Annotated in this window: 17 protein-coding genes and 1 riboswitch; of the genes, 9 read left to right on the top strand and 8 right to left on the bottom strand. The window is 72.3% G+C overall.

What is annotated here, in order from left to right; translation table 11 throughout:
- Positions 1–147 precede the first annotated feature (147 nt).
- From NLX94_RS18625 to NLX94_RS18595, 7 genes are all read left to right on the top strand, one after another.
- Entirely contained in the window at positions 148–2,310 is a 2,163-nt protein-coding gene (locus NLX94_RS18625; protein WP_254384081.1) for a carbon starvation CstA family protein, read from the top strand.
- Complete coding sequence (locus NLX94_RS18620; RefSeq protein ID WP_254384080.1) at positions 2,307–2,504, top strand: YbdD/YjiX family protein; 198 nt, start codon at positions 2,307–2,309, stop codon at positions 2,502–2,504. The genes NLX94_RS18625 and NLX94_RS18620 overlap by 4 nt, the downstream gene beginning before the upstream one ends.
- A gap of 100 nt (positions 2,505–2,604) precedes the next feature.
- Positions 2,605–3,102, top strand: a complete 498-nt coding sequence (locus NLX94_RS18615) for a GNAT family N-acetyltransferase (RefSeq protein ID WP_254384079.1) — start codon at positions 2,605–2,607, stop codon at positions 3,100–3,102.
- Between the two features lie 48 nt (positions 3,103–3,150).
- Positions 3,151–3,297: riboswitch (cobalamin riboswitch) on the top strand.
- Between the two features lie 160 nt (positions 3,298–3,457).
- The gene (locus tag NLX94_RS18610; protein ID WP_254384078.1) at positions 3,458–5,842 is read left to right on the top strand and encodes a ribonucleoside-diphosphate reductase subunit alpha; all 2,385 of its coding nucleotides are present in this window, start codon (positions 3,458–3,460) and stop codon (positions 5,840–5,842) included.
- Positions 5,842–6,855, top strand: a complete 1,014-nt coding sequence (locus NLX94_RS18605) for a ribonucleotide-diphosphate reductase subunit beta (protein WP_254384077.1) — start codon at positions 5,842–5,844, stop codon at positions 6,853–6,855. Before NLX94_RS18610 ends, NLX94_RS18605 begins: the two co-directional genes overlap by 1 nt.
- Before the next feature lie 31 nt (positions 6,856–6,886).
- Positions 6,887–8,335: a hypothetical protein gene (locus NLX94_RS18600; protein WP_254384076.1), complete on the top strand. Its 1,449-nt coding sequence runs from the start codon at positions 6,887–6,889 to the stop codon at positions 8,333–8,335.
- A gap of 206 nt (positions 8,336–8,541) precedes the next feature.
- Positions 8,542–9,522, top strand: coding sequence for a helix-turn-helix domain-containing protein (locus NLX94_RS18595; protein WP_254384075.1), 981 nt, complete (start codon positions 8,542–8,544; stop codon positions 9,520–9,522).
- Positions 9,523–9,759: 237 nt separating this feature from the next.
- On the opposite strand, the gene def is transcribed toward NLX94_RS18595, so the two are convergent.
- The 8 genes from def to NLX94_RS18555 form a co-directional block, all read right to left on the bottom strand.
- Positions 9,760–10,401 carry a peptide deformylase gene (def, locus tag NLX94_RS18590; RefSeq protein ID WP_254384074.1) on the bottom strand — a complete coding sequence of 214 codons (642 nt, stop codon included), beginning with the start codon at positions 10,399–10,401 and terminating at the stop codon, positions 9,760–9,762.
- A gap of 65 nt (positions 10,402–10,466) precedes the next feature.
- Entirely contained in the window at positions 10,467–11,474 is a 1,008-nt protein-coding gene (locus tag NLX94_RS18585; protein ID WP_254384073.1) for a hypothetical protein, read from the bottom strand.
- 117 nt (positions 11,475–11,591) lie between these two features.
- Positions 11,592–12,851: an HD-GYP domain-containing protein gene (locus NLX94_RS18580; protein ID WP_374683983.1), complete on the bottom strand. Its 1,260-nt coding sequence runs from the start codon at positions 12,849–12,851 to the stop codon at positions 11,592–11,594.
- Positions 12,848–14,593, bottom strand: coding sequence for an HD-GYP domain-containing protein (locus tag NLX94_RS18575; protein WP_254384072.1), 1,746 nt, complete (start codon positions 14,591–14,593; stop codon positions 12,848–12,850). Before NLX94_RS18575 ends, NLX94_RS18580 begins: the two co-directional genes overlap by 4 nt.
- Before the next feature lie 227 nt (positions 14,594–14,820).
- Complete coding sequence (gene rsrA, locus NLX94_RS18570; protein WP_254384071.1) at positions 14,821–15,162, bottom strand: mycothiol system anti-sigma-R factor; 342 nt, start codon at positions 15,160–15,162, stop codon at positions 14,821–14,823.
- Complete coding sequence (locus NLX94_RS18565; protein WP_008741505.1) at positions 15,159–15,803, bottom strand: sigma-70 family RNA polymerase sigma factor; 645 nt, start codon at positions 15,801–15,803, stop codon at positions 15,159–15,161. The genes rsrA and NLX94_RS18565 overlap by 4 nt, the downstream gene beginning before the upstream one ends.
- A 290-nt stretch (positions 15,804–16,093) precedes the next feature.
- Positions 16,094–16,765 (bottom strand): alpha/beta family hydrolase, encoded by a 672-nt coding sequence (locus NLX94_RS18560; RefSeq protein WP_254384070.1) that lies wholly within the window; start codon positions 16,763–16,765, stop codon positions 16,094–16,096.
- Between the two features lie 15 nt (positions 16,766–16,780).
- Positions 16,781–17,596: an SOS response-associated peptidase gene (locus NLX94_RS18555; protein ID WP_254384069.1), complete on the bottom strand. Its 816-nt coding sequence runs from the start codon at positions 17,594–17,596 to the stop codon at positions 16,781–16,783.
- Between the two features lie 79 nt (positions 17,597–17,675).
- Between NLX94_RS18555 and NLX94_RS18550 the strand changes: the two genes are divergently transcribed.
- Together NLX94_RS18550 and aroA are read left to right on the top strand one after the other, a co-directional pair.
- Entirely contained in the window at positions 17,676–18,389 is a 714-nt protein-coding gene (locus tag NLX94_RS18550; protein ID WP_254384068.1) for a M50 family metallopeptidase, read from the top strand.
- A 121-nt stretch (positions 18,390–18,510) separates the two neighbouring features.
- Positions 18,511–19,875 (top strand): 3-phosphoshikimate 1-carboxyvinyltransferase, encoded by a 1,365-nt coding sequence (aroA, locus tag NLX94_RS18545; RefSeq protein ID WP_254384067.1) that lies wholly within the window; start codon positions 18,511–18,513, stop codon positions 19,873–19,875.
- Positions 19,876–19,883: the final 8 nt, after the last annotated feature.

The following is a 19,883-nucleotide window of genomic DNA, read 5'->3' as shown; positions in this document are numbered from 1 at the left end:
TTACGCAGATGATCAACGAGGGGACGAAGGATCATGACGGAACCAGTGCCGGAAGCGGCACAGCCGACAGCAACGGGGTCGGCAGGGAACGCGGCGAGTCCGGGCACCACGCCGGACTCGCCTTCTCCATCAGGGGGCACATCGGGAATGTCCCCCAAGTCCGTGGCCGTCTGGGTGCTCGTCGGACTCGTGGGGGCCATCGGCTGGGGCGTGCTGGCGCTCTCGCGCGGCGAGGAGATCTCGGCCGCCTGGCTGCTCGCCGCCGCCCTGGGCTCGTACGCGATCGGCTACCGCTTCTACGCGCGCTTCGTCGCGCACCGCGTACTGAAGGTGGACAAGACCCGCGCCACCCCCGCCGAACGCCTTGACAACGGTGTCGACTTCCACCCGACCGACCGGCGCGTGCTCTTCGGCCACCACTTCGCCGCCATCGCCGGCGCCGGACCGCTCGTGGGTCCCGTACTCGCCTCGCAGATGGGCTACCTGCCCGGCACCATCTGGATCGTCGTGGGCGTGATCTTCGCGGGCGCCGTCCAGGACATGGTCACGCTCTTCTTCTCCACCCGGCGCAACGGCCGTTCGCTCGGCCAGATGGCCCGGGACGAGATCGGCCCGGTCGGCGGCGCCGCCGCGCTGGTCGGCGTCTTCGCCATCATGATCATCCTCCTGGCCGTGCTGGCCCTGGTGATCGTCAACGCGCTGGCGCACTCCCCGTGGGGCGTCTTCTCCATCGGCATGACCATCCCGATCGCCCTCTTCATGGGGTTCTACCTGCGCGTCCTGCGCCCGGGCCGGGTCACCGAGGTCTCCGTCCTCGGTGTCGCGCTGCTGCTGCTCGCCATCGTCGCGGGCGGCTGGGTCGCCGAGTCCTCGCTGGCGGGCACCTTCACCCTGGAGAAGGAGACGCTGGTCCTCTGGATGATCGCCTACGGCTTCGTGGCGTCCGTCCTGCCGGTGTGGATGCTGCTCGCCCCGCGCGACTACCTCTCCACCTTCATGAAGGTGGGCACCATCGGGCTGCTGGCCCTGGGCGTGGTCATCGCCATGCCGACGCTGAAGATGCCCGCGATCACCGACTTCGCCTCGCGCGGTGACGGCCCGGTCTTCGCCGGCTCGATGTTCCCGTTCGTCTTCATCACCATCGCCTGCGGAGCCCTGTCCGGCTTCCACTCCCTGGTCTCCTCGGGCACCACCCCGAAGATGATCCAGAAGGAGACGCAGGTCAGGGTCATCGGCTACGGCGCGATGCTGACCGAGTCCTTCGTCGCCGTCATGGCGATCATCACGGCCTGCATCATCGACCCGGGCCTGTACTTCGCCATCAACTCCCCCGGCGGCGTCGTCGGGGCCACCGTCGAGACGGCCTCGCAGGCCGTGACGAACTTCGGCTTCGCCATCTCCCCCGACGCCCTCGCCCGGGCAGCGGCCGAGGTGGAGGAGACCAGCCTGCTCTCCCGTACGGGTGGCGCGCCGACCTTCGCACTCGGAATGTCGGAGATCTTCTCGGCCGTGATCGGCGGCGCCTCGATGAAGGCGTTCTGGTACCACTTCGCGATCATGTTCGAGGCCCTGTTCATCCTGACGACGGTGGACGCGGGCACCCGCGTGGGCCGCTTCATGCTGCAGGACACCCTCGGCAACGTGCACAAGTCCTTCAAGGACGTCAGCTGGAAGCCGGGCGTCTGGTTCGCCAGCGCGGTCGTCGTCGGCGGCTGGGGCTACTTCCTGTGGGTCGGCGTCAAGGACCCGCTGGGCGGCATCAACCAGCTCTTCCCGCTGTTCGGCATCGCGAACCAGCTGCTCGCGGCGGTCGCCCTGTCCGTCTGCACCACCCTGCTGATCAAGTCCGGCCGGCTCAAGTGGGCCTGGGTGACGGGCGTTCCGCTCGCCTGGGACCTGGCCGTCACGCTCACCGCCAGCTACCAGAAGATCTTCTCCGACAACCCGAAGATCGGCTTCTTCGCGCAGCGGGACCTCTACCAGGACGGCATCGACGCGGGCAAGGTCCTCAAGCCCGCCAAGAACATGGACGAGATGCACACCGTGGTCACCAACGCCACGGTGGACGGGGTCCTGTCGGTGTTCTTCGCCCTGCTGATCATCATCGTGCTGGTGGACGCGGCCCGGACCTGCTTCAAGGCCATCCGCAAGCCGGAGACCGTCAAGCTCGTCGAGGTCCCGTGGACCGAGTCCAAGCTCGTCGCCCCGGCCGGGCTGATCGCCACCGCCGAGGAGCGGGCGGAACTCGCCGCCGCCGGCCTCGACTCGGGCGGGGGTCTCGTGAAGGACTCCGTGAAGGAACCGGCGTGACGCGGCTGCGCCACGTGCTGGGCCGGGCCCGGTTCTTCGTACGGGAGTTCTCGGGCGAGGCGGCCTACGACCGCTACGTCGCCCACGCCCGTACGCACGACCCGGACGCCGTGGTCCAGTCGCGCCGGGCCTTCGAACGGGCCCGTACGGACGCCCGCGAGGGCGACCCGCGCGAAGGGTTCCGCTGCTGCTGAACCGCTGCGCCGCAAGGGGCCGCCGCGTCTCCGTCCACCCGACGGGACGCGGCGGCCCCTTTTTCCCGCTCCGCTCCCGCCCTGTCGCACACTCGGTCCCATGGACATCATCATCAGGACGGCGACCGCCGCCGAATACGAAGAGCTGGGCGAGATCACCGCGCGGGCCTACCTCGACGACGGACTGCTCGACTTCGCCGAGGACGACCCCTACCTCGGCCGGCTGCGCGATGTCGCCGGCCGGGCCCCCGACGGCGAGGTGCTCGTCGCGGAGTACGAGGGCACGCTGCTCGGCGGTGTGACCTTCGCCCCTCCCGGCAGCCCGCTCTGCGATATCGCGGGCCCCGGCGAGGCGGAGTTCCGGATGCTGGCCGTCTCCCAGGCGGCGCGCGGACGCGGCGCGGGCGAGGCGCTCGTACGGGCCTGCGTGAGCCGCGCCCGGGAGCTGGAGGGCGTGAGCCACCTGGTGCTGTCGACCACGGAGAAGATGCTCGGGGCGCACCGGATCTACGACCGGCTGGGCTTCGTACGGACGCCGGAGCGGGACTGGTACCCGGTTCCGGGGCTGCCGCTGCTCACGTACCGCCTGGAGCTGTAGTCACGGACCGTCCCGGGGAGCGACACAACATGTGGGGGCTAACGCAAGCACCGGCCCCCACATGTATGCTCGTGCTCGCTGTCGTCGCAGGGGAATCCGGTGAGAATCCGGAACTGTCCCGCAACGGTATGAAATGCACCGACTCGCTCGGTGCATCCGCAAGTCCGAGGACCTGCCGACAGTGCGCCCGGCTCGACCGAACCGGGTGCAGACACGTCCGGGCCTCGCGGTTGGGCCGGTGGACGCCACGTGGCGCATGCGTACGGCCCTGCCAGGCCCGCGCGCCCCCCACGTGCGCCCCCTCGCGCCCCGCACCAACGGTGTTCCCGGAGCCGAGCGAGGGAGAGCTCCCCCCGTGACCATCGCGCCTTCCGCACCGCGCGCCGAGTCCGACCCGTCCGCCTATGAGGGTCCGGGGGCCGCGCTGCTGCGCACGCTCACCGAGCTGACCGCCGACCTGCCCGACACCGACCCCGGCCGGGTGGCCGCCGCCGCGCTGCGCGGCCGCAGCGCCGCCGCCGACGAGGCGGAGCTGCGTACGCTCGCCACCGAGGCGGCCGCCGGGCTGATCTCCGAGGACCCGGCGTACTCCCGGCTCGCCGCCCGTCTGCTGACGCTGGCCGTCCGCGACGAGGCCGCCGGCCAGGGCTCCGCCTCCTTCTCCGAGTCCGTCGCCGTCGGCCACCGCGAGGGCCTGATCGCCGACCGCACCGCCGACTTCGTCCGCCTGCACGCGAGCCGGCTCGACGCGCTGGTCGGGCACGCGCTCGCCGAGGGCGCCGACGACCGCTTCGGCTTCTTCGGCCTGCGCACCCTGCACAGCCGCTACCTGCTGCGGCACCCGATCACCCGGCAGGTCATCGAGACCCCGCAGTTCTTCATGCTGCGCGTGGCCTGCGGCCTCGCCGAGAACGAGTCCGCCCAGGCCGTCGAGGAAGTGGCCTCGCTGTACCGGCTGATGAGCCGCCTCGACTACCTGCCCTCCTCCCCCACCCTCTTCAACTCCGGCACCCGGCACCCGCAGATGTCCTCCTGCTACCTGCTGGACTCCCCGCTGGACGAGCTGGACTCGATCTACGACCGTTACCACCAGGTCGCGCGCCTCTCCAAGCACGCCGGCGGCATCGGCCTCTCGTACTCCCGGGTCCGCGCCCGCGGTTCGCTGATCCGCGGCACCAACGGCCACTCCAACGGCATCGTGCCGTTCCTGAAGACGCTGGACGCCTCCGTGGCCGCCGTGAACCAGGGCGGCCGCCGCAAGGGCGCCGCCGCGGTCTACCTGGAGACCTGGCACGCGGACATCGAGGAGTTCCTGGAGCTCCGCGACAACACCGGCGAGGACCAGCGCCGCACGCACAACCTGAACCTGGCGCACTGGGTGCCGGACGAGTTCATGCGCCGCGTGAACTCCGACGCCGACTGGTCGCTGTTCTCCCCGGCCGACGTCCCCGAGCTGGTCGACCTGTGGGGCGACGACTTCGACGCCGCCTACCGCAAGGCCGAGGAGTCTGGCCTGGCCCGCAAGACCATGCCCGCCCGCGACCTGTACGGCCGGATGATGCGCACCCTCGCTCAGACCGGCCAGGGCTGGATGACCTTCAAGGACGCCTCCAACCGCACGGCGAACCAGACCGCCGAACCGGGCACGGTCGTCCACTCCTCGAACCTCTGCACCGAGATCATCGAGGTCACCAACGACGGCGAGACCGCAGTCTGCAACCTCGGCTCGGTCAACCTCGGCGCCTTCGTCGTGAACGGTGAGATCGACTGGGAGCGCCTGGACGAGACCGTCCGCACCGCGGTCACCTTCCTCGACCGCGTCGTGGACATCAACTTCTACCCGACCGAGCAGGCCGGCCGCTCCAACGCCCGCTGGCGCCCGGTGGGCCTGGGCGCGATGGGCCTCCAGGACGTCTTCTTCCAGCTGAAGCTGCCCTTCGACTCCGCCGAGGCGAAGGCCCTGTCCACGAAGCTGTCCGAGCGCATCATGCTCGCGGCGTACGAGGCCTCCTGCGACCTGGCCGAGCGCAGCGGCCCGCTGCCCGCGTGGGAGCAGACCCGCACCGCCCGCGGGGTCCTGCACCCCGACCACTACGAGGTCGAGCTGAACTGGCCCGAGCGCTGGGACGCGCTGCGCGCCCGGGTCGCGAAGTCCGGCATGCGCAACTCGCTGCTCCTCGCCATCGCCCCCACCGCCACGATCGCCTCCATCGCGGGCGTGTACGAGTGCATCGAGCCGCAGGTCTCCAACCTGTTCAAGCGCGAGACCCTGAGCGGTGAGTTCCTCCAGGTCAACGGCTACCTGGTGCAGGAGCTCAAGCGGCTCGGCGTCTGGGACGCCCAGACCCGCGAGGCGCTGCGCGAGTCCTCCGGCTCGGTCCAGGGCTTCGGCTGGATCCCGGCGGAGGTGCGCGAGCTGTACCGCACGGCGTGGGAGATCCCGCAGCGCGGACTGATCGACATGGCGGCGGCGCGCACCCCCTTCCTCGACCAGTCGCAGTCGCTGAACCTGTTCCTGGAGACGCCCACCATCGGCAAGCTCAGCTCGATGTACGCGTACGCCTGGAAGCAGGGCCTGAAGACCACGTACTACCTGCGCTCCCGCCCCGCGACGAAGATCGCCCGCGCCGCCTCCGGCAGCACGGTCCCGGCGGCCGCCACCCCGCTCCCGCAGGCCGTCGACGCCGACGCGCTGGCCTGCTCCCTTGAAAACCCCGAGTCCTGCGAGGCCTGCCAGTAATGAGCTCCACGAACAAGAACCTGCTCGACCCGGGCTTCGAACTCACCCTCCGCCCCATGCGCTACCCGGACTTCTACGAGCGCTACCGGGACGCGATCAAGAACACCTGGACCGTGGAGGAGGTCGACCTCCACTCGGACGTCGCCGACCTCGCGAAGCTGACCCCCGCCGAGCAGCACATGGTCGGCCGGCTGGTCGCCTTCTTCGCGACGGGCGACTCGATCGTCTCGAACAACCTCGTGCTGACCCTGTACAAGCACATCAACTCCCCGGAGGCGCGCCTGTACCTGTCGCGCCAGCTCTTCGAGGAGGCCGTGCACGTCCAGTTCTACCTGACGCTGCTCGACACCTACCTGCCCGACCCGGACGACCGCGCGGCCGCCTTCGACGCGGTCGAGGAGATCCCGTCGATCCGCGAGAAGGCGCAGTTCTGCTTCCGCTGGATGGACTCGGTCGAGAAGATCGACCGCCTGGAGACGGCCGCCGACCGCCGCCGCTTCCTGCTGAACCTGATCTGCTTCGCGGCGTGCATCGAGGGCCTGTTCTTCTACGGCGCCTTCGCCTACGTCTACTGGTTCCGCTCGCGCGGCCTGCTGCACGGCCTGGCGACGGGAACCAACTGGGTGTTCCGCGACGAGACCATGCACATGAACTTCGCGTTCGAGGTCGTGGACACGGTCCGCAAGGAGGAGCCGGAGCTCTTCGACGACGCCCTCCAGCAGCAGGTCACCGACATGCTGAAGGAGGCCGTGGAGGCGGAGCTGCAGTTCGGCCGCGACCTGTGCGGTGACGGCCTGCCCGGCATGAACACCGAGTCGATGCGCGAGTACCTGGAGTGCGTCGCGGACCAGCGCCTGGTCCGCCTGGGCTTCCCGCCCGTGTACGGCTCGCAGAACCCGTTCACCTTCATGGAGCTCCAGGGCGTCCAGGAGCTGACGAACTTCTTCGAGCGCCGCCCGTCGGCCTACCAGGTCGCGGTCGAGGGCACGGTCGACCTGGACGAGGACTTCTAGGCCTCCGTCCGGCTTGCTAGCGTCCCCGCCCATGGGAAGATCCACCTGGTTCACCAGGTTCTCGGGCGGGGCCGCACTGCTTCTGGCGCAGGTGGCGATCTACGCCTTCGTCGTCAGACCGGGGATGCTCGTGCCCCGCTGGGACGTCGTCATACCGGGGGCGGCGGCGTTCCTGTGCGCCACCGCCTGGCTGGCGGGCCGGCTCCGGCCGGCCCGGTCCGCGCCGACCGCGCAGGCGGCCGCCGCGGGACCGGTTCCGGCGCCGCCCGGGCGGCTGCGGTGGCGGCGGATCGGGCTGCTCCGGCCGTTCGTCCTCGTCTGGTTCCTCTTCTCCGCCCCGGTGGTCCTCGCCGATCTGGCCCTGCAGCCCGATGCGGCCGACGCCCGCCGGATCGCGGCCCTGCAGGACGCGGGGGCCGTCGTCGACGAGGTACGCATCACGGACGTGCACGCCCTGCGGAAGACGGGCGAGTGGACGGGCCGCCGCAGTGGCTCCACCTACCCGCGGCACACCGGTGACATCACGGTCGAGGTGCCGGGGATCCACGGCACCGAGCCGCTGCGCGTCGACGGAGCCCGGCTCGGCCCCTTCGCCTCGGAGAAGGGCGACCACGTCCGGGTCCTCCACGTCCCCGGCAGGCCGGGGCTGGGCGGGTACATCGACGAGGAGTCGGACACCGCACGGCTCGGCACCGACGGATCCTCCCTGTGGGGTCCCCGCACCCCGGAGAGCGGCGCTTTCCTCCTCATGCTCCCGGTCCTCGCCCTGCTGCCCCTCCTGGGCCTCGGCCTGGTGCGGGTGTTCGCCCTGACCGGCCCCCTGCGGGTGCTGCGCGAGGACGCGCGCGCCGGCGGCGCCCTGCCCGCCGTCCGCGCCGAGGTCACCGCCGCCCTGCGCACGGACACCACCGTCCTCGGCCGGCGCGCGGGGACCCTGGGCACGAGGTCGAAGTCCTGGCTGGGCCTCACGCTCGCGGACGGCACCCGGATCGAGGCCCGCACCGGCCACGCCGATGTGGACGACTCCTTGCCCGCACTCGCCGCCGAGTTCGCCGGGCGGCCCGGCTGGCTGTGCGGCGCCGCGCGCTGGCGGCTGCTCGGCGCCGCTCAGCCCGTCGTGTTCGTCGCCGACGACGGCGAGGCGCTCTGGCTCTCGCTCGACCGCGACACCTTCGAGGCCGCGCTCGCGGACCGTGCGGTGCAGCCGGATCCCACCCGCCGGGTACGGCCCGTACCGCCGCGCACCCCCGTGGCGGCCGGCTCCCACGTGCCGTGGCTCGCCGCCCTGTTCGCGGCGTTCGCCCTGCTGCTGCCGCCCCTGCTGACCCCGTCCACCCATCCGCTGTCCTGGGTGCTGTGCTCGCTGTCGGCGTGCTCCCTCGTGGCGGCGGTGGGGCTGCTGTTCACGGGCCGCCACCGTGCCAGGGCCAGGGCGACCGGGTGGACCGTGACCTCGGACCGGGATCCGGCCCTCGGCTGACCGCGCTGCCGGGCCGCGCGGATCTGCCGGTCGAGGCGGCGCTCGCGCGCGGCCCCGTAGAGCGCGGGGCCCAGGAGGAGGGCGGCTACGGCCAGGACGACGAGGTAATCGAGGAATGTGCTCATGGGTCCACTCTCGCCAGGTCGGCCGAAACCGGACAGTGGCAGGACTGACATGAAAGAACGAATTACTGCCACACTGGGGGCATGCTGACGCCTTCCTCCCTCACCAACGTGGCCGTGGCCGTCGTGAACGGGGTCACCCCCTTCGAGATGGGCATCTTCTGCGAGGTGTTCGGGGTCGACCGCAGTGCCATGGGCCTGCCGACCTACGATTTCGCCGTCTGCGCGATGGAGGAGAACCCGATCACCGTCGGGGACGGCCACTACAGCCTCACCCTCCCCCACGGCCCCGAGCGGCTGGAGGAGGCGGACCTGATCTGCCTGCCCGCCGACCGCCAGGCCCCCGTCCGCGACTACCCGGAGCCGATGCTGGAGGCCCTGCGCCGGGGCGTGGAGCGGGGCGCGCGGGTGCTGAGCGTGTGCAGCGGTGCCTTCATGCTGGGCGCGGCCGGGCTGCTGGACGACCGGCGCTGCACCACGCACTGGATGCACGCCCCGACGCTGGCCCGGCGCTTCCCGCGGGCCCGGGTCGACCCGGACGTGCTCTACGTGGACGAGGGCCAGGTGATCACCTCGGCCGGCACCGCCTCCGGGATCGACGCGTGCCTGCACGTGGTCCGGCAGGCGCAGGGCGCCGAAGTGGCCAACACCATCGCCCGGCGGATGGTCGTACCGCCGCACCGCGACGGCGGGCAGGCGCAGTACATCCAGCGCCCGCTGCCCCGCACCTCCTGCGACACGGTGGGCGGGGTGATCGGCTGGATGGCCCGCCACCTGGAGGAGGAGATCACGGTCGAGCAGCTCGCGGAGCGGGCCCACATGTCGGCGCGGACCTTCGCCCGCCGCTTCCTCCAGGAGACCGGGACCACCCCGTACCAGTGGGTGCTGCGCCAGCGGGTCCTGCTGGCGCAGGAGCTGCTGGAGGCCACCGACGAGACGGTGGACGCGATCGCGGGCCGCTGCGGCTTCGGTACCGCGGCCGCCCTGCGCCACCACTTCCTGCGGACCCTGAACACCACCCCGAACGCCTTCCGGCGCACCTTCCGGGGCCCCTCCGCCGCCTGACGACCGGCCCTCAGGCGGACGGCGAGTTGACCGGCATGTGGGCCCGGGCTCCCCGACCTTGATCATTCTCGATAGGATTTGCCCGTTCGCACACACGACAGGGGGATCCCATGACGAACCGGAGCGACCTCGGCTGGGACTAGTGCCCCGCCGCTCCATACGGAAGGCGCCCCGCTCCTGACCCGGAGCGGGGCGCCTTCCGCGTACTTCTCGTATTTCGCGTACGGGAACGGACGGCTACGCGTTCGGGACCGTCGCGTAGCGCGGGGTGCCCTCTTCCATCTGCCGCAGGGCGTCCTTGCGGTCCCGCTTCGAGAGCCGGTCGATGTACAGCGAGCCGTACAGGTGGTCGGTCTCGTGCTGCAGGCAGCGCGCGAAGTAACCGGTGCCGCGGACCTTGATCGGGTTGCCCTGCGCGTCCTGGCCGGTCACCTCGGCGTAGTCCGGGCGGGCCAGCGAGGCGTAGGCGGTCGGGACCGACAGGCAGCCCTCGTTCGAGTCGTCCAGGATCCGGGAGGCGGCCGGCAGCTCGACGAGCTTCGGGTTGATCACCACGCCCGTGTGGCGGTTCCCGTCGTCGTCCGGGCAGTCGTAGACGAAGACCTTGGCGTCGACGCCGATCTGGTTCGCGGCGAGACCCACGCCCTCGGCGGCCTTCTGGCTGGCGAACATGTCGTCGATCAGCTGCGCCAGCTCGTCGCCGAACTCGGTGACGTCCTTGCACTCCCGGTGCAGGACCGGGTTGCCGACCACCGTGATGGGGCGGGCCGTACCGCGCTCGCGGTGGGCGAGCTCGCGCGCCTCACAGTCCTCGGTGTCGACGACGTACCCGTCGTTCACAACCTCGACCTCGACAACGTCGTTCTCCTGCTGCGCCATGTCCGCCGTACGCCTTCCGTAAGTCCACCAGTCACCGATGTGCCGGTACAGCCTACGGCCCCGGCTCAGCAGACCTCTTCGAGATCCCGCCACTCCCGGGTGTCCGGACTGTCCGCGACCCACCCGTCGAGCAGCCCGCGCACCAGCCCCGCCGGCGCCGCGATCCCGCACTCCCGCTCCGGCACCCACAGGGATCCGGACCCGGCCGTACGGTGGCCCAGCGGGCCGGGATGGCCCGGTTCGCTGTGGTCGTGCGGGTCCAGGTGCTCCCCATCCCCCTCGCCGCTCGGCATCGCGCTCTCCGAACAGGTCCGGCACAGCAGCCGCACCGAGGAGGACCAGTCCTCGGCGGCGAAGCCCGCGTCGGAGGCCAGCTGCTCCAGGGCGTTGCGGTCCGCCTCGGTGGCCGCCTCCAGGAGCACCACCCAGGTCGGCACCGGGGAGGGCGCCCACAGCTCGATCTCGTCGAAGACGGGGTACGAGGGCCCGGCCGCGGTGACGCGCTCGCCGTGCGGGACCCCGTCGTGCAGGACCACCTCGCCCCAGCGGCGCCCCGAGGAGGGCAGCGGGATCGACAGGACCTCCATGCGGGCCGGGTCCAGCCGGCGTCCCCAGACCACCTCGGCCTCGCCCTCGGGCGACAGCCGCACGGCCGCGCTCCCGAGCTCCATGCCGACGGGCTCGCCGTGAGCCTGGCCGCTCCCGCTCGCGGCGTGCGGGTCTCCGGGCACCTTGAGCCCGTACGCCTGCCAGGCCCGGCGGGCCAGCGGCCAGTCCTGGAGCGCGGTCGCGGCGATGCCGACGTTCCACCAGTCCGGGGCGCCGGTCTCCCGGTCGAGCAGGGCCACGGCGCGCAGCCCGGCGGCCCGCGCCTGCTCCCAGTCGTGGCGGAACTTGTGGAGCAGCGCCAGGTTGAACCAGGACTCGGACAGCCAGGGTTCGAGGTCCGCGGCTCTGGTCAGGAGCGCGCCCGCGTCCTCGTACCGACCGTCGCCGATCAGCGTGAACGCGCGGTCGGTGGCCTGCCGCCACGAGGCGGAGGGCCGATGCCGTACCTTCCCGAAGATCCTCACGATTCCCGCCTGCCGGACACTCTTGCTCGGGACACGCCTGCTGCGAACAATCCTGCTGCGAACACTCTCACTGGCATCCAACCATGCCCACTCGGACGGCCGCTCATTACCCATGGGTTACCCAGGCGGGACGGGTACGACTCTGGCACGTCCGCCCCGGGCGAGCACCCTGGCGAGACACTCCACGACTTCCGGCTGGTAGTCGCGCCCGGTCCCCAGCCGCAGCCGTTCCAGGGCCTCCAATGAGCCGCCCGGGTGACGGGCACCGCCGGCGAGATCGTCGTACGCGTTGACCGCGCGCACGATCCGGGCGGCGACGGGCTGGTCGCGGTACGGGTCCGCCTGCAGCTCCACCACCACCGCGACCTCGGCCGGGACCCCCGTCTGGCGGGCCACCTCCCCGCCGAGCCCGGCGATCCGGCGGGCCTCGGCCTCGGGCAGCTCGGCGGTGGCCCCGGCCGGGACCGGGTCGACGAGGGAGAGCTGCCCGATGTCGTGCATGAGGGCGGCGTACTCCAGCACCGTGAGCTCCCGCTCCGAGAGGCCCAGCTCCCGGCCCACGGCGACGCTGAGCGCGGCGACCCGGCGGGAGTGGCCGGGCCGGGTGTAGCCGGCGATCTCGGTGGCGCGGGCGAGGGAGGTGATGGTCTGGCGGTAGGTGGTGCGGATGGCGGTGATCCGGTGGAAGGACATCTGGGTCAGGAGCAGCGGCACGCTGAAGACGGGCACCGCCCACAGTCCGGCGACGGCGACCCCGAGGGCCATCACCACGCCCGTGGCGCAGATCGCGGAGCCGATGCCCAGCTGGGCGCGGAGCTCGTCGCGGAGCAGCGGGGCGAACGGCCAGCCGGTCCGGGCCCCGGCGAGGGCGGCGCCGAGGACGGCGTCGCACAGGGCCGTGAGCCCGAGGAGGAGGACCAGGAAGACCACGAGGTACGGGCCCTGGCCGACCCAGTGCTCCAGCTGCCCGGAGTTGTAGAGCGGCTGGAAGCAGACGGCGGCGAAGGTGACGGTGAGGACCCGGCGGGCCAGGTGGTCGAGGGCGGGGCCGCGGCCCCGGGCGATGTGCGGGACGATCCCGAGGAGCGCGGCGGTGACCACCACGGCGACGATCTGCAGGACCCCGTGGTGGGTGGGGGCTCCGGCGTTCTGCCCGAGCAGGGCGTACGCGAGCGCCCCCGCGGATCCGAGCGGCGCGGGCTGCTGACGGGCGGCGTCGCCGCTGTCCCGGCGGGCGAGCTCGCCGATGGTGATCAGGGTGCCGAAGGCGAGGGCGATGCCGGGCTCCATGAGGCCGTTCCACACGGTGTGCCCGAGGGCGGCCGCGGTCAGCGCGAAGGCGGCCCCGCGCACGACGCCGACGGCCCAGCCCCTCACGCCGTGGCTCCCGCCGAGGGCGCGGACGGGGGCCCCGGGACTCCCGGCGCCTCCCCGCCCGCCGCCGCGGACTCGGCGGGGGCGGGCCCGGGTACGCAGTGGCAGGGGTCCCCCGCCGGGTCCGCGGCGGCGGGCAGCCGGCTCCCGGCCCCGCGGGCCTGGGGCGCGGCTCCCGGCGGCGCGGCCTGCGCGGGCAGCCCGGTCAGCGCGGCACCGGCGGGCACGGGCTCCCGTACAGCCTCCTGAGCCCCGGCTGCGGGCACACCGGCGGCAGACGGACCGGCGACGGGCACACCGGCGGCAGGCAGACCGGCCGCGGACCCATCGGCGGCGGGCGCACCGGCCGCGCCGGACGGGATCACCTGGAGGTCGTCGTCCGAGGTCACCTTCGGATGCCAGCCCTGCCGCCCGATCGCGTCGACCAGGGCCCGCACCATGTCCGGGTCGAACTGCGCCCCGGCGCACCGCTCCAGCTCGGCCAGGGCCACGGGCACCGGCCGGGCCCGGCTGTAGGACCGGGTCGAGGTCATCGCGTCGAAGGCGTCGGCGACCGCCACGACCCGGGCGAGCACAGGGATCTGTTCCCCGGTCAGCCCGTAGGGGTAGCCGGAGCCGTCCACCCGCTCGTGGTGGTGCAGGATCGCCGCGCGGGCCTCTCCCAGGAAGCCGATGCCGCGCACCATCTCGTGTCCGTACTCGGGGTGGAGTTCGATGATCCTGCGCTCTTCGGGGGTCAGCGGTCCGTCCTTGCGCAGCAGCCGGGTCGGGACGCCGAGCTTGCCCACGTCGTGCAGGATCCCGGCGATGCGGACGACTTCGAGGCGTTCCTCGCCCATGCCGAGCTCGCGGGCGATCATCGCCGAGGCCTGCCCGACCCGCTCGCTGTGGCCGCGCGTGTAGCGGTCCTTGATGTCGACGGCCTGGACCAGCGCCCGGATGGTGGCCTGGTGGGCGGCGCGCTCGCGGTGGTACTGGGCGAAGACCCAGCAGGAGATGTACATCGGCAGCATGACGAGCAGCGCGGCCGGGAGTCCGTAGGGGCTGCGCCACATGACGGCCATCATCAGCCCGGCGAGGCCGTGCACGCAGTGCGGGGCGAGGGACCGGGTGGCGAGCCCCCGCCAGGCGGTGACGGCGGGCCTGCCTTCGGCGGCGGCCAGGATGAGGCCGTCGAGGGCGGTCAGCACCAGGCAGAAGGCGACGGCCGCGGCGGCGGCGGGGAGCATCACGTACGGGAAGTCGGCGACCCAGGCGGCGGGCCCCACGGCCCCGCCCACCGCCTCCGCGGCCCCGTCCGGGCCCGTCGGCCCGGTCCCGCCGAAGGAGCCGGTGCCCAGGGCCCGGGGCCCGCCCAGCAGTCCGTAGACCTGCCCGGCGGTCCAGGCGGCTATGGACTGCTGCGCCCCGTGCCAGAGGCGCCGCACCCAGGCGGGCCGGGCCGTCACGGTCCCGGCGAGCGCGCCGGGCAGGGCGACGAGGGCGGCGGCGGCCGGCGGCAGGAGGAACACGGCGGCCAGCACCACCGGGAAGAAGGAGCCGAGCCCGTCGGGGACCCGGTGGCCCATGAGCGGGCAGACCTTGACGAGTTCGCACCCGAGGTAGAGCACGGCGAGCAGGCCGACGGAGGGCCACGGGACGGCGGAACCGGTGAGGCCCGGGACGAAGGCCGGGGCGACGCACGCGAGGGCGGCGAGGGCGGCGCACAGGACGTAGGCGCGCGCCAACGGCGGAAGTACCCGCATGGCGCTCTCCTCCCCCTGAGCCGTGCAAGTCAGGTACGAATCAAACCAGTACCGAATGGGGAGAATAAGTGGGGCCGGGAGCGAGGTGGGCCACATTTTTGCATTGGGCCATGCGGACGCCCCCGGATTACCACCTTCGAGTGAAGGAAGTGCCCTTCCGGGGGCGGCTGTTCGAGATTGTTCAATCGGGGACTACTTCATCGGCGAACTTGGCCGATTTTCAGCTTTCAGCTCGTCGCTGATCCCGGGATCGGCTCGACGGCGACAACCGGCTCGGGAGGCGCGGCCGTAATGTCATGATCGGGCACGGCCTGCCCCGAACGGATCAGCTCGATCCGTCCCATCACCTTCGACCGCAGGTCGGTCGGTACGTCGTCCGATCCGCAGCAGCGCTTGACCAGCTTCTTCACGGCCTGTTCCAGGCCGTACTTCTCCAGACAGGGATTGCACTCGCCGAAGTGCGCCTCGAACTTCGTGCAGTCGCTGTCGGGCATCTCCTGGTCCAGGAACTCATAAAGGTGGTCCAGGACCTCGGAGCACTCCGTCTCGTGCGCATCTCCGCAGCTCATGAGCCCGAGCCTTTCAGGTCGTTCGACTCTCCCGCGCCGGCCGGGACGAGCCCGCGCTCACGGGCGTAGTCCTCAAGCATTCCACGGAGTTGACGGCGGCCACGGTGCAGTCGCGACATGACCGTACCGATGGGTGTACCCATGATGTCCGCGATCTCCTTGTACGCAAAGCCCTCTACGTCGGCAAGATAGACCGCGATGCGGAACTCCTCCGGAATGGCCTGGAGCGCTTCCTTCACATCCGAATCGGGCAGGTGATCGAGAGCCTGCGACTCGGCGGAACGCAGTCCCGTCGACATGTGCGACTCGGCTCGCGCCAGCTGCCAGTCCTCGATCTCCTCCGCCGCGCTGCGCTGGGGTTCGCGCTGCTTCTTGCGGTAGGAGTTGATGAAGGTGTTGGTCAGAATGCGGTACAGCCACGCCTTCAGGTTGGTGCCCTCGCGGAACTGGTGGAAGGACGCGTACGCCTTCGCGTACGTCTCCTGGACCAGGTCCTCGGCGTCGGCCGGATTGCGCGTCATGCGCAGGGCGGCCGAGTACATCTGGTCGAGGTAGCCGAGGGCGTCCCTCTCGAAGCGCGCGTTGCGCTCCGGGGTCGTCTCCTCCGCGTGGCCTTCGTCGGTCCCGGCGACAGGACCCACCTCCTCCGACTGCGTGGCGACTCCGAATGCGGACCCGCTCGAATCGGAGAATAGTCGACCATCCCGGTCGCCCGCCGCCCGAACCGTGCCGCGCTTGGGCGCGGGCAGCACTGTCCAGTCCAGGTCAGCGGCCTGCGGACGGTTCTGGCTGATGACCTGGGTCATGCGTTGCCTCTCCTCCGACGTCTTCCCTTACGTACCGACATCCGGGACAACAGAAGGCCGCCGCGGCACATTCCCCCGCCGGGCGCGGTTTGCGGACCGAAGTCACGCGGGAGCCGGGACAAAGGTCACACCGGAAGCCGCCCGAGCCATCCCGCCACCGCCCCGGTGATCACCTCCAGGGCCTCCTCCTGGGTGGGACCGGTCCGCTTCGGCACCGCGAAGCCGTGGTCCCCGCCCTCCACCTCCACCAGCTCGTACGAGGCTCCGCGCGCTCCCCGCTCCGGGAACTCCTCCGGCCGCCCGAAGGCGTCGCGGCCGCCCTGGACCACCAGCACCGGCAGCCCGGCGCCCAGCAGCTCCTCGGCCCGGGACCGCTCCGGCCGGCCCGGCGGGTGCAGCGGGAAGGCCAGCGCGAGCACCCCGGCCGCGCCCAGCTCCGCGGCGGTGCGGCAGGCCACCCGGGCCCCGGCGCTGCGACCGCCCGCGACGACGGGCAGACCGGGCGCGGCGAAGGCGGGCCACAGGCCGGTCCAGCCGACGTCCAGCACCTTGGGCGCGGCGGCGACCTTCTTCCCGGCGACCCGCCAGGGCTGCTCGGCCAGCGCCACGGTGATCCCCAGGGCGGGCAGGGTGGCGGCCAGGGCCTGCAGGTCCCGGGCCTCGATCCCGCCCCCGGCTCCGTGCCCCAGGGCGAGCACCAGGCGGGCCCTGCCCGCCGGGGCCGGGTACCAGGTGATGCGGGCCTCGCCCGCCGGGGTGTCGATGGTCTCGGTGGGCTCGGTGCGCGTGCTGCTCATGGACCGATCATGCCGTCAGAAGAGCGTGCCCTCCTCCGGACCCTCCAGCTCCGCCAGCAGTTCGGGGCCGTTGTTGCGGACGTTGCTGGCGGCCGTGGACACCGGATAGGCGCGCATCAGCCCGCCGGGCGGCGGGGCCAGCAGGGCCTGCAGCTCGTCGGGGTCGGTCCGCGCCGGGTCCAGCCAGGCGTCCCACCGGTCGGGGGTGAGCATCAGCGGCATCCGGGGGTGGATGTCGGCGAGCGAGCGCGGGCCCTCGGCGGGGGCGACGCCGAGCGGACCGGTCTCGGCCTCGGCGGTGATCACGGAGCAGGTCGCCCACCAGGCGAGCGGGTGCTCGTCGGGCAGGGTCCGGTCGCGCCAGAACTCGTATATCCCGGCCATGGCGAAGACGGAGCCGTCGGAGGGGAGGACGAAGTAGGGCTGCTTGCGCGCCCGCTTCTTCTTCCCCTCGACCTCCAGCTGCCGCTCGTCGTGGGCGGTGACCCACTCGTAGTAGCCGTCCGCCGGGATGATGCAGCGGCGCTGCGCGAAGGGGCGGCGGAAGGAGGGCTTCTCGGCGATCGTCTCGGACCGGGCGTTGATCATCCGGGCGGCGCCGTCGGGGTTCTGCGCCCAGGACGGGACCAGTCCCCATTTCAGGACCCTCAGCTGGCGAACCGGACGCCTGCTCGGCGCGTCTTTCAGAGGACGGTCGAGGACGACGTGGACCTCCTTCGTCGGAGCCACGTTCCAGTCGGGTGCCAGCACCTCCTCCGGCTCCCACCGCTCCACCCCGAAGACCTCGGCCAGCTCCTCCGGCCCACGACTGGCCGCATACCTTCCGCACATGGCTGCCACACTGCCATGTCGCCCCCAGCTAACGCTGGGAGGTGCCCCCTGATCGCCACGACAAGGAGTCCGCCACCTCATGAACACCAGCACCACGGCCGGCCTGTGGGACCGGCTCACCGGCATACAGGCGGCGCCCGACCAGTGGCTGGTGATCGCGACCGGGCTGGCGGCGCTCGTCGCGGTGGGCCCGCGGCCGGTGTGGCGGCTGTCGCGCAACGCCATCACCATCGCGCACGAGGGCGGCCACGGGCTGCTGGCGCTGCTGACGGGCCGCAGCCTGGACGGGATCCGGCTGCACTCGGACACCAGCGGGGTCACCGTCAGCCGCGGCAAGCCGACCGGCCTCGGCATGGTCCTCACCGCCGCCGCCGGCTACACGGCGCCCTCCCTGCTCGGTCTCGGCGGGGCGGCCCTGCTTTCGGCGCACCGGATCACCCTGCTGCTGTGGGCGGCGACCGCCCTGCTGCTGGCGGTCCTGGTGATGATCCGCAACGCGTACGGGCTGCTGACGGTGCTGCTCACCGGCGCCACCTTCGTGCTGGTCTCCTGGCTGGCCCCGGAGGAGGTGCAGGCGGTCTTCGCGTACGCCGTGGTGTGGTTCCTGCTCCTCGGCGGCGTCCGGCCGGTCTTCGAGCTGGGGGCGAAGCGCCGGCACGGCGGAGCGCCCGACTCCGACGCGGACCAGCTCGGACGGCTCACCCATGTGCACCCGGTGGTGTGGCTGCTGCTCTTCCACGTCGTGGCACTGTGCTCGCTGATCGGCGGCGGCCGCTGGCTGCTGGCCCTCTGACCGGCGGCGGCCGCCGGCCGGCCGCCCGCCGAGCCGCGCCCCGTCCCGGCAGGTGTCCGCCCGCCGAGACTCCCCCGGCGATCAAGATCTGGGGCCATGGGAAGCCATTAAAGTGGGGGCCATGACCGAGACCCCCGCGCTCCCCGCCCTCTGGCCCGCCCCGCTCGCCGACGCAGCCGTCCAGGCCACGGTCACCGTGCCCGGGTCCAAGTCGGTCACCAACCGCGCCCTCGTCCTCGCCGCGCTCGCCTCCGAGCCGGGCTGGGTGCGCCGCCCGCTGCGTTCGCGCGACTCCCAGCTGATGTCCGACGCGCTGCGCGCGCTGGGCGTCGGCATCGAGGAGACGGTCTCCTCCAGCTCCTCCAGCTCGGCCGGCTCCGTCGGCGAGGCCTGGCGGATCATCCCGGCCGCGCTGCACGGCCCGGCCACGGTCGACGTCGGCAACGCGGGCACGGTCATGCGCTTTCTGCCGCCCGTCGCCACCCTCGCCTCCGGCGACATCCGCTTCGACGGGGACCCGCGCTCCTACGAGCGCCCCCTCGGCCAGGTCATCACGGCGCTGCGCACGCTCGGCGCCCGCATCGACGACGACGGCCGCGGGGCGCTGCCGCTGACCGTCCAGGGCGGCGGGGCCCTGGAGGGCGGGACCGTGGAGATCGACGCCACCAACTCCTCGCAGTTCGTCTCCGCACTGCTGCTCTCCGCCCCGCGCTTCAACCAGGGCGTCGAGGTCCGGCACGTGGGCACCAACCTGCCGTCCATGCCGCACATCCGGATGACGGTGGAGATGCTGCGCGCGGCGGGCGCCCAGGTCGACACCCCCGAGTCCGGCGGCGAGAAGAACGTCTGGCGGGTCGCCCCCGGCGCCCTGCTCGGCCGCGACCTGGTCGTGGAGCCGGACCTCTCCAACGCGCAGCCCTTCCTGGCGGCGGCCCTGATCACCGGCGGCACGGTCACCATCCCGGACTGGCCGCGCCGCACCACGCAGCCCGGTGACGCGCTGCGCCGGATCTTCACGGAGATGGGCGGCTCCTGCGAGCTGACGGACGCGGGCCTGGTCTTCACCGGCACCGGCAAGATCCACGGCATCGACGTGGACCTGGGCGAGGTCGGGGAGCTCACCCCGGGCATCGCGGCGGTCGCGGCGCTGGCGGACTCGGAGTCCGTGCTGCGCGGGGTCGCGCACCTGCGGCTGCACGAGACGGACCGGCTGGCGGCGCTCACCAAGGAGATCAACGGGCTCGGCGGGGATGTCACGGAGACCGCGGACGGTCTGCGGATCCGGCCGCGCGCGCTGCACGGCGGCACCTTCCACACGTACGACGACCACCGGATGGCCACGGCCGGCGCGGTGATCGGCCTGGCGGTGGAGGGCGTGCTCATCGAGAACGTGGCGACGACCGCGAAGACCCTGCCGGACTTCCCGAAGATGTGGGCGGACATGCTCGCGCGGGCCGAAGCGGCCCCGGCAGGTGTGGGAGCGTAGGGCCCGTC

This window comes from Streptomyces sp. TBY4 (assembly GCF_024213195.1).
Lineage (GTDB): Bacteria > Actinomycetota > Actinomycetes > Streptomycetales > Streptomycetaceae > Streptomyces.
This window is presented reverse-complemented; position numbering and strand designations above follow the sequence as displayed.